Below are 15,742 nucleotides of genomic sequence, written 5' to 3' on the forward strand. Positions count from 1 at the left end.
ATAAAATAGCTTTTTCAAATTTAGATCTCAGCAATCAAAATAAAATTAAAGCTATTTTTCAATCTCGGCAAAAGGATTCAATTGTTATTAAGAACAATAGCTATGTAGATAAAGAATTAGTTAAATTAAAAAATGATGATTTTTTGATATTAAATTTAAAAACAAACAGTAGTTCACAATTTTACATTTATTGCTTTATTAATAATTCTTTTATTAAACTAAATGAAACGCAGATAATAAATACACCAAACTTACATTCAATTTGTAATAATTAACACGGATAAAAATAGAAATGATGATGTTGCTGTCTATTTCACCATTTTTTAAGCGTGCATTTTCTTTTGGGTATTTGACTTTATCTCCATCTGCTTCTTCTATTTCGACTTGCCAAAAGGATACTTTTGTCCAATCTGCTTTTTTGATTTCGTTCTTTAAAGTTGTGGTGTTGATTGTCCATTCAGCTGTTTCATCTTTTACCGTGACTTGTGTGTTTTGTGGAAATTTGTCCAGTCCGTTCCCGAATTTATTTCGTATCAAAATCAGCTTTAGTTTCGTCCCATTCAAATTCCTTGTTTGTACCTTGACTTTTATGGGATCTCCGTACTTTATCACTTCATACGCATCTTTGCCGTTGGGTTTGAGGAAGCGGACGCTTGTGATGTCCTTTTTACTGTCTATGTAGGTAAACTTTCCTTTTTCCAGCTCACTATGGCTTACCGTGGTTGCCGGATAAACTGTATCCTTACCGCCCCGATTCTTTCTGGAAACATCTGCATACTGTATGCTTCCTTCTTTGAACTCTGCTGCGAAGAATAGTGAATATTTACCCCGCTCAAAGTATAGTTTATCTAATTCCCCTTTGATTCCGTCTGTAGTAAATTTTGCCTTGGCAATTCCACTTTCATTAAATTCTACCTCCCCCAGATTCTTGATATAGTTACCTCCCGTTTTGTCTTTTTTCCAGAAGTTGCAAATGAAGTTTTTATTTTTTTATTTCAAAGAGCCTCGGCTTAAATTGTTTGCGTTTTTATCAACAAGTATGAAACTCTATTATTCTAAAGATTTTAATCTACTTTTATGCACGTACCCCGTGTTACCTTCTTTTGTTTTTACAAGCCACCATTCACCATTTTTTTGTTGTACTTCTATTTTTTCTCCAGACTTAATTTTTTGAATGATATTTGAGCTTGAAGATGTTGAGCTTCTAAGATTTGTAAACCCGTCAGGATCTTCTATAAAATAAGATTCGCTTTCTAAGAAATTCTCTATATAATACTTTAATAATGGGTAATTAAATGCATTATTATTTCTTAAATCAGTTAAGAATTCAGGGAATTTACTTAAAACATAGTCAACTCCTCCATAAACTGAAGAGCCCAATTGCTTCTCGGAATATTCTAATTGATATTCTAAAAGAAATGCTGCGTTTTCACTCCTATTTCCCTCATAAATATAGCCACTATCTTCTTTTTCATTTAAAATTTTTTCTGCAAGGCTAAAATACATAAATTCAGAAGAAGAAAATTTTTCATAATATTTTTTAATCAAGTCCTTTCTCAATTCATATTTACCAAATACGCCTGTAGCCCCAATAAAAACAGTTTCAGCAAAGAACATCTTTTCATCCCTTGTAAAGTCTGTTCCAATTTCATTTAATACAAAATCTACAAGCTTTTCATCTTTCGTATACCCAAAATCAATCAATAAATAATATAGATATCCTGATTTTTTATTTTTTAGATTTATAAAAGCATTATTATCATCATAGAAAATATATTTATTTAAATTTTTTAGAGAAATGGAATCCTCTTCAGGGTCTAACCAGCTAATATATCTTTGAGTCAAATTAACCTCAGGATGTCCTTCCGATTCACTTATATACCCAAATTTAGGTATTAAAATTTTGATGTCTTTGTTTCTCTGTGGTGCTTGACCAGAATATTTTTGTTGACTCACACTATAAGAATTGATATCAACTCCAAAAACATTTAATATTTTTTTTTCAAATGTGATTTTATCCGGCTTAATCCAATCTGTTGAAATTGAATCTGTCATAATGTTTTTATTAAAAATTTTATTTTCATCATTAACTTTTTTACAATGTGTCAATGAAATAAAGACAGCAATTAATATTAATTTATACATTCTGTAAATTTTATTCAATTACACCCAACCAGTTTCCACTTACCTTTGAAATATTTCGTTCTTCAACAATTAATCGAACCGGTTTTTCATCGGAGTTGTTGTCAAAATCAGGCATGTTATTTATCAAAGTTTGTACAATCGTATTGATAGGTTGATTTTTTTTTCTGTTACCATAATTTGAAGTATGTGATGTAATGCACCCTTCCGCACCTGAAGGCCATCCCCCATGTATAGCTATACCACCTCTCCATCCATCAATTCCATTAATGCTAGACTCCCCAACGCCTTCTTTATCGGCAATATAAATGTGGTACTTTTGAGCTCTTGACCCTTTGTTTAGATAATACTCACCTGGAGGGCACTCATTACTTGACCCATATCTTTTTTGAGATCTTGTACTACTATTTGCAGCATCTCTTGCAAAGAATTCTTCATAATCAGGAGAAGGGAGTTTATTATTATTTTTATCCTTTTTATAAGTATTAAGGGTTAAGTTTTTATAAACTTTGAGTTTATAAACAACCCACTGTTTATTTTTCCCATCTTTTACATCACCATATTTAAAAGCTGTTCCTGAAATAACCACAACAGTTCCCTTTTCATCATAGGTTGACGATTTCCCTGGAGAACAAGAATTTACTTGCAAAACTTCTACAGCCTTTTTAAAGTATCTCATTCGTTCTTCTAGACCTTCCAGTTTATCATTTATTTTCTTTGTAACTTGTTTTACTGCTTCATCACTTACTTTTGTTGCTAGAGAACTTAAATTATTCTTTCCCCAATATGCAAGCGCAGAGATGATAGCATCTTTAGGATTAGTTTTTAACTTATATGGATTATTGTCACCTAACCAGTTTACATCAATTCCAAAATTATTTTTTACATAAGTTTGTAATTTATCATAATTGTCTTTCCAAGTTATTTGTTTAAAGCCTTTTCCACTATATCTCCAACCATCTGTGCTGCTATGACCTGAGGTTTTCCCTATTGGATGTGAAGGTCCGTAAATTGCATTTGCAACTTCAGGCCAGTTGTCTTTATTGAGAGATAAATCGGATAACCTTTTTGCTTCCTTTTGCTGGTTCTCTATACTTCCAAATTCTTTGAAGTAAGATTTAAATAAACCACGCATGCGTTCTGAGTTAGTATATTTAAATCTTTCCTGAAGTTCAAAAAATTTAGATTCTTGACTAATTTGAGCTAAAAAATGAGCCTTTGTAACACAAGTATTGATTCCTACTTTTTTTCTAAATTCATTTAGAATAGGTAAAGCAGCTTTAATCATTGTGTCATCTTTAATCAAACAATTTCCTTTAGCATCTACACATATTTTTTTGATTTGATCTAGTGTAATATTCTCCTCACATCTTGGACACTTTCCGTCTGTATGTGTATGTTGCTTCACCTCCAACGGCACCCCAACCACCAATGGCGCATTGGTTTTTGCAAGTTCACTTATAACAGCATTGTCACTTAATTTTAAGGATTGATAAGTCATTAATTTAGTCCAATCAATTTCACCATTTTTTAAGCGTGCATTTTCTTTTGGGTATTTGACTTTGTCTCCATCTGATTCTTCCAGTTCCACTTGCCAAAACGCTACTTTTGTCCAGTCTTCCTTTTTGATTTGGTTCTTTAAAGTTGTGGTGTTGATTGTCCATTCAGCTTTTTCATCTTTTACCGTGACTTGTGTGTTTTGTGGAAATTTGTCCAGTCCGTTCCCGAATTTATTTCGAAGGATTGTCAATTTCAATTTTGTCCCTTCCAAATTCCTTGTTTGTACCTTGACTTTTATGGGATCTCCGTACTTTATCACTTCATACGCATCTTTGCCATTGGACTTCAGGAAACGTACGCTGGTGATGTCTTTTTTATTGTCTATATAGGTGAATTTCGCTTTCTCTAGTTGTTTATAATGAACTGTTTGGGAAGGATAGATGGTATCTTTACCTCCTCTTTTCTTACGGGAAATATCTGCAAATTGAATCGCTCCATCTTTGAATTCAGCAGCAAAATACATTTCGTAATTCCCTCTTTCTAGATTTAACTTATTAAGTTCGGTTTGGATTTCATTGGTCGAAAATTTCGCTTTGGCAATACCTTTTCCATCAAAACTGATTTCGCCCTAATCTTTGATATCCTATATTATATAACTCACCAAATAAAACTAATTAGTTTTCAATTAAATCAGGCGGACCGAATTTATCAAATTGTTCTGCATAATGAACCATTTCTTTTAAGTGAGGTAAATTATAATAATTTTCCTGTTCGAATTGATTTACCATTTTGTTCCATAATTGTTCATTATACGCTAGGTAACAAAATCCTAAAATATTGCCCCACATTCCATCATTCCAATTTTCAGGTGATTTAGTCCATAATTTTTTAAATAATGGATCGGTAGTATTTGATGCATAAGCTATAATTTTGATCAATTCTTCTTCTGTCCAAGTACTCTCGTTATTGAAATATTTTATTATTTCATGGGTTACATATTTTTCTAATGCCAAAACGTATTGATTTTGTTTTGCAGAAGTATTTTGTTGAATGTATTTTAAATATTCTTTATTGATTTGTAAAATGCCATTAGCATCTTTTGTAAATATGATGTATTTAGCAACATACTCAGGATCCCCAATACTACCAGCACTGTTAGGTATTTTATTTTCATCTTTTTCTATAAGATAGTTATAATAATCTTTGTAACTTTTTTTTACGTTTAATTTTTCTGAGTTTATAAATTCATGACTTTCAAATAGATTTCCTGTTTTGTTAATTTCAGAGATAAAAAGATTATTATTATTAATCTCAACTTCAAATTTCAAATTTGTATTTTCTGTAACTTTTTGTTCAATGAACGAATAACTGAATTCACCAAGGTTATATAAAATATTATTATAATATAAAATAACTTTATAATCTCTTTGTGTGAAATTATCTAATTCTATTAAATATAATACGGTAGAATTTTTTCTAAATTTTAATAAATTTAATTCTCCTAAATCCAAATCAAAATCTATTATTTCATATAAATTTAGTTCTTCGTTATTTTTAAGACCTAAAATTGTATGTCTATCATAATCTATAGTAATTAAAGAATTTTCGTAATAAAAGATATTTATACCATTTTCACTTTTTCTTTCATTATAATTTACAAATTCAAGTATTTCATTTACTTGAGAGTTTTCACTTTTGTTATTTATTTTTTTTGCAACTGTATCTTTACAAGAAAGTAGAGTAACAATAAATAATATATTTATACAAAATCTTATTACCATATATTTCCTTTATTTTTTATTTCTAATTGTATTTTTTTATCATTTTCTGTCATTTCATTTTCTGTTTTGAAGTTAAAATAAACCATTGGGTTACATTTACCATTTATTCCTGATTGACTACCAACATTGTTGATCTCGAAATGTAAATGTGGATTATAAGTAGAAAAATTAACTCCATTTTTTCCTGAAACTCCAGTATATCCAATAACATCATTATACTTCACAATATCACCATCTTTATATTCTCCAATTTTACTTAGATGCATAAAAACTAAAAACACATCTTTATTAGAATCAAATCCTTTGCTAATAATTTCACCTTTATTTTTATAAATGGGATCATAATCTCTTTTTAAGCTATTGAATGTTTCCTTATCTGTAACTTTTACAACAATGGTCCTTCCCGCTAAAGATGTAGAAGTATAAACCCTTTGAATAACTCCATTAAAGCAAGCATATATAGGTGTACCTGGTTCAGCAAGTAAATCAACTCCTGCATGATTACTAACATTATCTCTTATATTTTCACCAAATGAACCATGCCAAGGTTTTTCATATCCTCCTTCAGAATATAAACATAGCATTGGATTATCTATAGGAAATCTCCATTTACCATTATCTTCTTTTGAAGATTTTAATTTATTACATTCATCAACTCTAAAAATATGTTTTGTCTTTTGAAAATGTTTATGTCTTTCTTCTCTTGACGTTGTATATTTATTTAATTTATCAATAATTTTATTCAGTACATCATTATCAGATTCTATTCCTGTCTGATCAGCTATAATATGCATACCTTTATGTACCCATTCTACCATACCTGTAAGTACAGCTTCTTCTGCTAACATTTTACCATCTGCCCTACTTATGGCTCTATTAGGGCTGTCAAACCTTTTGTAGACTTCTACTCCAGAATTTGGAACTAATCTGTCAATTTTTTCTTGAATATCTTTATAATTACTTCTACCTGTAATTTGCAATAATCCACGTCCTCTAAAATTCCATCCGTCATTTCCTGAATTTTTAAAATTTTTACCTGTTGTGTGTTGAGAACCATAGGCAAAATTGGCTAATATTATTTGGTTAGCTTCAGAAACTGCAGGCGTAGAAGCTACATTTTGTCTACCATAAGTTTCGGCGATTCTTTTACCTTCTTCTGTTTCAAAGGCTTTTAAGGGAACTTTAACTAAATTGTATTTATAGTAATTAAATGACTCTCCTATAACTCCAGGTTCTAAAGTTGACCCCGCTTCTTCTCTCGATTGAGCGAAGAAATGTGCTTTTCGAGCACAGGTATCTAATCCTAATTTATTTCTATGTTTGTTTAGTGCTTTTGTTATTTCTTTAATCAAATTTTCATCGGTTGCTCCACCATAAACTTTTTTTATTTGTTCTTCCGTTATTTCCTCCTCACACCTAGGACATTTTCCATCTTCGTGTGTATGTTGTGTCGGCTCCAACGGCACCCCAACCACCAATGGTGCATTGGTTTTTGCAAGTTCACTTATAACAGCATTGTCACTTAATTTTAAGGATTGATAAGTCATTAATTTAGTCCAATCAATTTCACCATTTTTTAAGCGTGCATTTTCTTTTGGATAGTTGACTTTATCTCCATATGCTTCTTCTATTTCGACTTGCCAAAACGCTACTTTTGTCCAGTCTTCTTTTTTGATTTCGTTCTTTAAAGTTGTGGTGTTGATTGTCCATTCAGCTTTTTCATCTTTTACCGTGACTTGTGTGTTTTGTGGAAATTTGTCCAGTCCGTTCCCGAATTTATTTCGAAGGATTGTCAATTTCAATTTTGTCCCTTCCAAATTCCTTGTTTGGACTTTCAGTGTAATGGATTCTCCGTACTTTATCACTTCATACGCATCTTTGCCGTTGGGTTTCAGGAAGCGGACGCTTGTGATGTCCTTTTTACTGTCTATGTAGGTAAACTTTCCTTTTTCCAGCTCACTATGGCTTACCGTGGTTGCCGGATAAACTGTATCCTTACCGCCCCGATTCTTTCTGGAAACATCTGCATACTGTATGCTTCCTTCTTTGAACTCTGCTGCGAAGAATAGTGAATATTTACCCCGCTCAAAGTATAGTTTATCTAATTCCCCTTTGATTCCGTCTGTAGTAAATTTTGCCTTGGCAATTCCTTTCTCATCAAACTCTACCTCTCCCAAATCTTTGATATAGTCAGATCCCATTTTGTCATTTTCCAGCAGGTGCAAATGTATTTTTTCTCCTGCTAAAATTGGGCTCGTTTCTACTATTGCATAAAGTTCTTCTCCCCAACCTGCATCACTTTTGAAATCCAAATCTCTATCTGTAATACACCACCTTTTGATCTCGGCAAGATTGGCGCCGACCATTAACATGGCAACACTGTCTCCCATATTTGCCGTAATACCCGGAAGCGGAGCCAAAATGGTTTTTATTGCCCGTATCTGTACTTTGTTTCCGATGGCTTCTTTGATTTCGAAATGACCTGGTAATTCTGATTTCCATGTCAGTTTGTCTCCTTTATCGGGATCAAAAGGCATCAGGGTTTCCACTTCCACCGTGTACCATTTGCCCACAATCCAGTTTACGGTATTTCCGCCTTTTATGGTTTTGACTTTGTTTCGGGATATCGTCACTTTGTAACTGTCATCTCCCTTTCCGTCTGCAGCATTCATAAAGGCTTCCACTACTTTGGTTCCTTCTTCGTTGAATGTATGTGTCAGGGTTTTACCCGTAGTGGGAGAAGTGACATTGCCTACTTTCCATTTGATTTTACTGTAGTCCGGGTCATCGTCCAACGGTGAGAACCGCATTTTACTGACGGTAAAGGTGATGGTGCTTCCCGGGCGGTAAACCGCCTGTGCAGGGCTTGCCTGTATGGCATCTACCACATTGGGTTTGGCTTCAAAGGTTTTAGAGTCGCTTTTTATTTCTCCTAAATCATTGGTGTAACGAATCCAGACGTTGTATTTGATGGCGTTTTCCGGCGTGAATACCAATCCTGTTTCGGAGGAGAACTGGCTATCTACTATGTTTCCGGCATTGTCTTTCACGCCCATTTCCACTCGTTGCAGTTCCTCCTGTGAAGGGGTAAATTTAAAATCGGGCTGGAAATTGACCGGAAATCCTTTGCGTATCAACCCACCGGAAACATTGTCCCCTGCCGCTTTTATACCTTTCAATTCGTTGATCACTACATTTACGTCTATGGCGCAACGGTTGTCTCTTTTTGTTTCTTCATTTCCGTAAGCATACACCCTGAAATTTCCAAGCGAGTCAAAATCCCTTTGAAGTGTTGAACCAAATTCTTCGTATTTCATCAGTACGGTATCATTCCAGTCGGGGCTTTCGTTTCCGCTGTGCAGCACTTCCCACGAAGTAAGACTTTTGTTTGCCTTGGTGGGATTGTACCAGTCCTTTACTTCAAATTGTACTTGTTCGCCTAATTTTACGGTAAGTTCGGCAACTCCGTCCGCCCGATTGTCTAATTTCTCATTTTTGCCGATGGGTTTGGACTTTGTACTGCTGCTGTTTTCAGCTTTTGATTCTGCTGTCTTAGCCTTTATACTTTTTACTTTAGGGGTTTCAAGTTCAGGTTTTGCGGCAATCGGGGAAATTGCCCAAAGCTCTTCTTCCTCCACATTTCCAAAGTGTGCATTGGTTACTTTTTGGGTTTGCCCGTGTTGAAATACAGTAATCTTACCAAGAAAAGAACATTGCAATTCGGACAATTCTGTTAAAACTGCCTTCTCCTCTACCTGAATTTTAGAATAGGTCTTCTGCCATTTCCCTGCTGGAGTATAGCTACAAGGCAAATAATTCGGCCCATTGGGTTGTTTTAAACATTGCGATCCAAATGGCTGAGCCTGTTTCTGAAAAAAAACATCTTCTTCGGTCACAATTAAATGTTCAGCTGTATCTCCATTGGCGTGTTGAAGTTTGTGACTATCCACTTTAAACTGCACCGGAACCATATTGGGCGGAACACTTTGATCACAAACGCAATATCCTTTTTGAATGACCACATATTTCTGATCGTGCTCAGAGGCTTGTCCTTTGCTTGGCTCATCCTGTTGTTCCTCTGTTTGCTCTTCAGAGCTTTGATTTTCTTGTGTTGATTCTTTTGCCGTTTCATCTGCTTGTGTAGCTTCATACGAATCCACGTCCGATGTTTCTTCTTTAGGGGGAATGAGGATATAGGTTAACTGACCATTATTGGTGAAATTATCAGTCGTTCCGATTAAATCTTTTAAAGGCGCATTTTGATTGTGGAAATTGCGAATTTCCGATTCTGAAAATCCGTATTTCTGGGAAATGGAGCTTAGGGTTTCTCCATTTTGTATGACGTGACGAGTTGGGACATTCACATCCATAGTAAGTTTAGTTTAAGTAAGTATATAGCTAATAATTAGCAAAAAATAGGTTCAATACTCTCAAATTTAAACTATTTTATTAGAAAAAGGAATATTTTTTCAAATTTTAACAGCCTAATTTTCAATATGTAAAAACTGATAAGAAATAGATTCTTGATAAATCCTTGATCCATTATTTTCTAAAAAGATTTCTATGTTTTGTGAGGTAAACGGATAAAGATTTGTCTTTCTTTTATAAACCAATTTGCCTTGAATATTTGGTTCAGAAGAAATTCCAAAATATTCTTGTAACTGCTTCAATGAATTTTGGTTCCAAATTAGTTTTCCCTCAAAAAGTGAATCCATTGTATTATCCTTTTTAGTATAAATCAAATCTCCTTTGAAATCAAGAAATCCTTTCGTTAGAATTGGAAATGAAAATTCGTCTTTCTCGATTTTATCCATAATTCCATAAAAACGATGAACCGGCAAAAAAAGTCCAAACAAAGTTGAGTCTTGCATCATTTGATGAAGAAATTTTTCTTCTGTCTCCAAATAATTTTCCATAGACTCCATCAGATTTTCCAATCCAGGACCTTCGTGTACTTTTTGAATTTCAAGTTTTCCTTTCGTATAATTCGATTTAATTTCGTCAAAATTGCTAACCCCAACCCATCGACCAAATGGATCAATTTTCATTGTTATAGGATAAAGGCTACGCTGAAGTTTTTCGGTCAATTTTGCAATCAATAAATCGGGCGGATTTCCATTGATGCGAAAATTTTTTCTGGTAACTTCCACCAAATGATGCATTTCGTGAAATCCATTGTGTTTCAAATGATAATCAAAATCAAATTGAAATTCTTTCTTCGTTTCTGGAGTTTGAATGGACAATTTTCGAGAAACCAAAAATACTTTGACCATTTGCCATTTTTGCATCGCAAACGTCAATTTGCCTAATTTGATATGATTCCAATCAAAACTCATCAAATTTCCATTCCCTCAAAATACAATCGATACGGATAAACATTAGAAGAAGCATGCATTAATTTCTGCTTGTAGCTTTCACACAAATATTCCCATTCGGACTCCAATAATTCTTGGTCATTTTGGACATTTTTGCTGATGTAAACATCTATTGTTCGCGTGAAACCCGATTTTTGAGCGACTTCTTTTTTTGTTCCTCTTTTCACTTCCACTTGCGAAATTAAATTTCGGAAATGGTCCAAAGTAAAAGCTTTGATATCGGCTATTGTAACAATTCTACCGTGTGACAAAAGGGAAGATCGATAGGAATTAATTTTTTCCTGAATCGACAATCTCGTTCGTCCACCCACCGAAGAGGTAACCAAATAGGCCGAATTGGGAATGAAATCAGTTCCCGAAGGTGGCAAAACTTTGGTTCCAGGTTTCAATCCATTGGCATCTTCTCCACAAGTGGACCAGAAGTGGACATACAAAGTATCATTACCCGTTCCAGTTTTATCCTTGGGTTTCACAATCACATAAGGTGAACTCGATTTGATGAATAATTTCTCTTTGGTTTGTTGCTCCAAAATCGCAATCAATTGGTTGACTTCTTCAATTGTTTTCTTGATGAAATCTCCACCGATAACCGAAAAAGAAGCACTTTCATCCTTTAATAATTCCAAGAGATATTGAATCAATTCCGAAGCATTTCGTTCATCAAAACGCATCACACCATTGCTTCGCAAAGTTGCATTTCCAGACTCCAAACTTTCTCTTGAGAAATCTTTGATATGATAGGAATAACCTTCTGAATCTCTGATTTTATCAACATCCAGAAAATGATCTGAAGAAATCATAGGAATGTAATTGATAAAAGGATCTGCAGCTTGATTGGCCGTTAATAGCTTTTTGTTGATAACCGGATAACAATTCAAAGAAAAGTTAGCCGTTTCCAAGACTTCGTTTCGCATGGCTTCAGGAAATTCCACACGCAACCAAACAACATCTTTTAAATTATTGAGTTTATCGGATCCAAAGACTCGAATTAATTCCTCTGGAACCTGAAAATCTTCTGGATGAACAACGATATCTTGGGTGAAATGCAAAAAACGATCGTGGTAATTTCGATTGACTTCACGGTAAATTTGTTCAATTCGATTGTAATTTTTGGTGATAATCGAATCAATGTCCAATTGGGAAGTTGGCACATTGAATCCGATTTCAAAAGGAATTTGCTTTTCGCCTAAATAAAATTTGGCTTGCTTCAAATAATGATAGAAGAATTCCTTTTGGTGATTTTCTTTGATGTCTGTATAAAACATCAACTTCTTCAAGGTTGTTCCTGGATTAATTTGACTCAAACCCAACCACAAATGCGCATTTTGAACTCTATTTTCTGATTTGTGGTAAATCTCTTTATAGGATGAACGAGGGATGGAATACATAAGATTGTCCAATGCCAAATGACTAATTTCGGCTGAGGACAAAATGAATTCTGCCGTTGGTCCAAAAAAGATTTCTTTGGTTATAGAATTCTGCGGATTGTAAACGTTGGGAATATTTTTCTTGCAATACAATTGGTTTTTCAACCTCAACTTGAAATTATTTTCAGATGGAGTCGAATGAATAATCGCCATCGAAGGAATAGAACCTGCATTGGAAGCAGGACTCATCACTTCGAGCATACGTTCGATGATTCTGGATTCCGAACCGTGAATTTCTGCAGAAAGCTTTTCCAATTCAGACGAAATCGCGTCCAATAACAAACCCACTAAGGGATCAAAGGACGTTTCAAATTCACTATCCGTATAACCCCATAATCTCGCTGCTCTTTTTAAAACTCTATCTTTAATTCTTTCCTTTGACTGCATATGTTTTGCTTAGGCATAAGACAAGGGTCCTATGAAAAAATGACTATAAAATTTGAATGGTCGATTGGTCAATCGGACCGAACCATTGATGATTACATTGACTTTTCGTTTGATCCGTTTCCCACGATTGTAGGAAATAGAATGTGTATCATCAATGTTTATGGTGACTTCCTGAACTTCCAATCGAGTTTCATATTTCATCACCGCTTCTTTGATTTCTTTTTTAATATTTTCTTTTAAAATCTTGGGTTGAACCAATAAATCAAATTCTGAATCCCAGATTTTACACCCAAAAATTTCGTTGAATTTCACTTCTCCAAATGAAGTTGTAATGATCAAATTGATGTGTTGCGCAATGGAATTTTCAATATTGGTTTTTTGCAATTCCTTCTTCGAAATCAACTCTTCAAACAAAATGGGTGATGAATAATAAGCGCCTTTCATTAGATATAAATTAGAGAGGTTACACCTTTTTCAGATAGTTCTACTTCTTTGATTTTCTTTTCACGTTTGAGTACGTTTACAATAACTTTTGGCGTGATTTTGATGAATTTTTCTCGGTACAAAATATCTCCAATAAAGGTTTTGCCATCTTGCGAATCGAGTACACAAAAAAATTGATTGGGTTCTTCCGTTTCAAATAAAGATTGAGGAACTTTTCCCGCTACCAAATAGCCAGTTTCACCATCAACTTTTTTAAGCGGATAAGACAAATAATCCTCTTTCAGCGTCCGATAACGACTCACTTCGTAGGTTTCCATTTTTTCGAACTTCGGTTCAAATGTTACCGCCGGTAACACATATTGTTTCTTTTTGAAAAATTGGATTCCAAACAAGGAAAAACCACCTACTGATTCTTTTTCACGGAGTTCTTTTAACAACAATCGATCTCGTGTGACGGTGTACAAACTTTCCTCATTGGTTTTATCATCGGTCAATTTCATTTTGTAAGTAGGCAGATCAATGGAAAATTTCTTTCCCACATCGTTGAATAGATCAATGGTCGTTGAGCCAACAACTTCATCTGAAATCGTGATGGTAATTGTATAGGATTCATTGAACATTTTGGTTTCACCCATATGTTCACGTTGTCCTTTTCCTGCGTACATAGGCGAACCTTCACTATCGGTTATGGATAATGAAAGGCCCAATTCTGGCAAGGGCATATTGTTCTTTTTAGAATTTATACGACTCTAAACACATCAAATCTTCTGCAAACTTTTGGGAAGATTCCGCATCGAAATGAAATTCGTAGTCCTTTTGAAAACTCATCAACATAAAACTTGAAATTTTATGATTGGCTAAATTTTCAATATCCTTTTTACTTAATTCAACGACCATTTCACCATTGCAATTGACTTTGAACTTATTTTTAAAGAAAAAAGAAATTCCATTTTCTGTCAAAATCTCCAAGGTTTCGGTGTTTTTGATGCAGGCATTGAATCGAAATAATTTGATGTATAAAAAGACCTTTGAACCTTTTCTTTTTCCTAATTGCAAGGCAACGAAATCATCTTTGGCGTTAAAAGCTCGCGCATAATAAGGTTGAGCAACGGCAAAACTTTTCTTGGATAATGCGTTATAAGCTTTGTCCTCCACGTGCACTCGTTGACAAGAATTCACCTCTACAGGTTTGGCTTCAGCTGAAGAATAAGTAATTTCTTCTTGCCCCAAAGCCAAACCCGAAAGGAAGAACAATACAAAATAGAAACATATAGCTGTCCTGTCCATCGTTTCAGTTTTATTTTTGTTCGTATTCTGTATCCCAATCTGTTCCTTCGTCTCCTTTTTGACCTTCCATTTTGATCATAAAATTTTTCGCTGGGAAATATGGTTTCATATGGATGTCTAAATAAATTCGGTCTTTTTGAATCGGATCTTGTTCAAATTTTCTGATTTCGAAGTTTTCAATCAATTTGTCTGGACCTGTAATGCTATCCAAAAATTGAACGATTTGGGTCATAATTTCTTTTCTTGTTTTGGCTGTGAAATTTTCAAATGCACGACGATTCAAGAAATCCATCAATACTTTGGTTACATAGTCAAAAACACGTACAACCGAGTAAGTTTGCAATCCTAAATTGTCTCCGTTGAACAAAGTTTTGGCAGAAAACGCCATCACCTTTTCGTATTCTTTCACCATTGGGATCAATCCCATATTCTCCAAATTGGCAATTTCACTTTTCTTCAAATCAAATTTTACTCCTCCCACTTCGTTGATGCCACCAAACTTCTTACCGGCAGTTACTTGCGACATTAAGGTGTTGTAAATTTTACCCGCCAAAGCAGCTGATGGTGGAACATATAAATCTTCCTCTTCTCCTACTTCATCAAATTTCCCACGTCCCACTAACCAGTTGCAGGTCATCAAAACATTGGAACGGTAAATATCTCCACCGGTTAATCCAGAGCTATCAAACATTTCCATCACATCATCTGGCTCATCTAAATGCGCAAAATCGGTTACCAACATTACTTTGTTGTTGTGTGCAATTTTTGCCCATTTTTCAATGACTACATTGTTTCCTAAATAACCTGGAATCACCAATAATCCATAGTTGTTCTTCAAGTCTAAACGGTCATAATTGTTGACCAATTCTTGGTGGATGGCATCAATGAAACGTGTATTGTCCAAATCTTGTAATTGTTCCAATTCGGCATTGATGATGGTGACGTTTTTGACTTTGTCTTGTTCGGTATTTTTATAGAATAAAGCGACTGTACGATAGGCTTCCTCCAACAAACGAGTTTCTTCGATTGCAGTAGCCAAATTTTTGGTCAAAGTTTCTTCTGCTACTTTGCGTTTGTCTTCACTTTGCGCAACCATATCCGTCAAATTATCGGATTGCAAAACAGAAGCCCACATTTCCAAGGTTTTCAAAAGTGTTTCTCTTTCTCCTTGTTTTGCGGCTTCATTCAAGAATATTTTTCTTCGTGCTTTACGCTCAGGATTCATATTCTGAACCCCTTCAATAGATGTTTCCAATAAATCAAAACCACCATATTTGGCAAGTTTCTCTGCACTTTCCTTCTGTTTACTTGCTTCTCTTACTCCTTGACTAGAGGCTGCAACATTTTGTGCTTGTAATTGCTCTTTTGACATAATTTAGGAATTTTTAATTAGGGGGTT

11 protein-coding genes are annotated in these 15,742 nt (G+C 34.3%); all 11 read right to left on the minus strand.

Annotation, left to right across the window (positions count from 1 at the left end; genetic code table 11):
- Positions 1-213: 213 nt before the first annotated feature.
- Entirely contained in the window at positions 214-564 is a 351-nt protein-coding gene (locus ABID46_RS00125; RefSeq protein ID WP_354505385.1) for a hypothetical protein, read from the minus strand.
- A gap of 486 nt (positions 565-1,050) precedes the next feature.
- Complete coding sequence (locus tag ABID46_RS00130; protein ID WP_354505388.1) at positions 1,051-2,145, minus strand: SH3 domain-containing protein; 1,095 nt, start codon at positions 2,143-2,145, stop codon at positions 1,051-1,053.
- A gap of 10 nt (positions 2,146-2,155) precedes the next feature.
- Positions 2,156-4,165 carry a glycoside hydrolase family 19 protein gene (locus ABID46_RS00135; protein ID WP_354505391.1) on the minus strand — a complete coding sequence of 670 codons (2,010 nt, stop codon included), beginning with the start codon at positions 4,163-4,165 and terminating at the stop codon, positions 2,156-2,158.
- A gap of 151 nt (positions 4,166-4,316) precedes the next feature.
- Positions 4,317-5,423, minus strand: a complete 1,107-nt coding sequence (locus ABID46_RS00140) for a hypothetical protein (RefSeq protein WP_354505394.1) — start codon at positions 5,421-5,423, stop codon at positions 4,317-4,319.
- On the minus strand, positions 5,417-9,793 hold the full coding sequence (locus tag ABID46_RS00145) for a PAAR-like protein (RefSeq protein ID WP_354505397.1): 4,377 nt from the start codon (positions 9,791-9,793) through the stop codon (positions 5,417-5,419). Before ABID46_RS00145 ends, ABID46_RS00140 begins: the two co-directional genes overlap by 7 nt.
- A 114-nt stretch (positions 9,794-9,907) precedes the next feature.
- Complete coding sequence (locus tag ABID46_RS00150) at positions 9,908-10,759, minus strand: hypothetical protein (protein ID WP_354505400.1); 852 nt, start codon at positions 10,757-10,759, stop codon at positions 9,908-9,910.
- Positions 10,759-12,612: a type VI secretion system baseplate subunit TssF gene (locus ABID46_RS00155; protein ID WP_354505403.1), complete on the minus strand. Its 1,854-nt coding sequence runs from the start codon at positions 12,610-12,612 to the stop codon at positions 10,759-10,761. The genes ABID46_RS00150 and ABID46_RS00155 overlap by 1 nt, the downstream gene beginning before the upstream one ends.
- Before the next feature lie 9 nt (positions 12,613-12,621).
- Positions 12,622-13,056, minus strand: coding sequence for a GPW/gp25 family protein (locus ABID46_RS00160; protein WP_354505405.1), 435 nt, complete (start codon positions 13,054-13,056; stop codon positions 12,622-12,624).
- Positions 13,056-13,778, minus strand: a complete 723-nt coding sequence (locus tag ABID46_RS00165) for a hypothetical protein (RefSeq protein ID WP_354505408.1) — start codon at positions 13,776-13,778, stop codon at positions 13,056-13,058. Before ABID46_RS00165 ends, ABID46_RS00160 begins: the two co-directional genes overlap by 1 nt.
- Before the next feature lie 10 nt (positions 13,779-13,788).
- The gene (locus tag ABID46_RS00170) at positions 13,789-14,343 is read right to left on the minus strand and encodes a hypothetical protein (RefSeq protein ID WP_354505411.1); all 555 of its coding nucleotides are present in this window, start codon (positions 14,341-14,343) and stop codon (positions 13,789-13,791) included.
- A 10-nt stretch (positions 14,344-14,353) separates the two neighbouring features.
- Complete coding sequence (locus tag ABID46_RS00175) at positions 14,354-15,715, minus strand: DUF5458 family protein (RefSeq protein ID WP_354505414.1); 1,362 nt, start codon at positions 15,713-15,715, stop codon at positions 14,354-14,356.
- Between the last annotated feature and the right edge of the window lie 27 nt (positions 15,716-15,742).

This window comes from Moheibacter stercoris, assembly GCF_040545805.1.
GTDB classification, from domain to species: domain Bacteria; phylum Bacteroidota; class Bacteroidia; order Flavobacteriales; family Weeksellaceae; genus Moheibacter; species Moheibacter stercoris.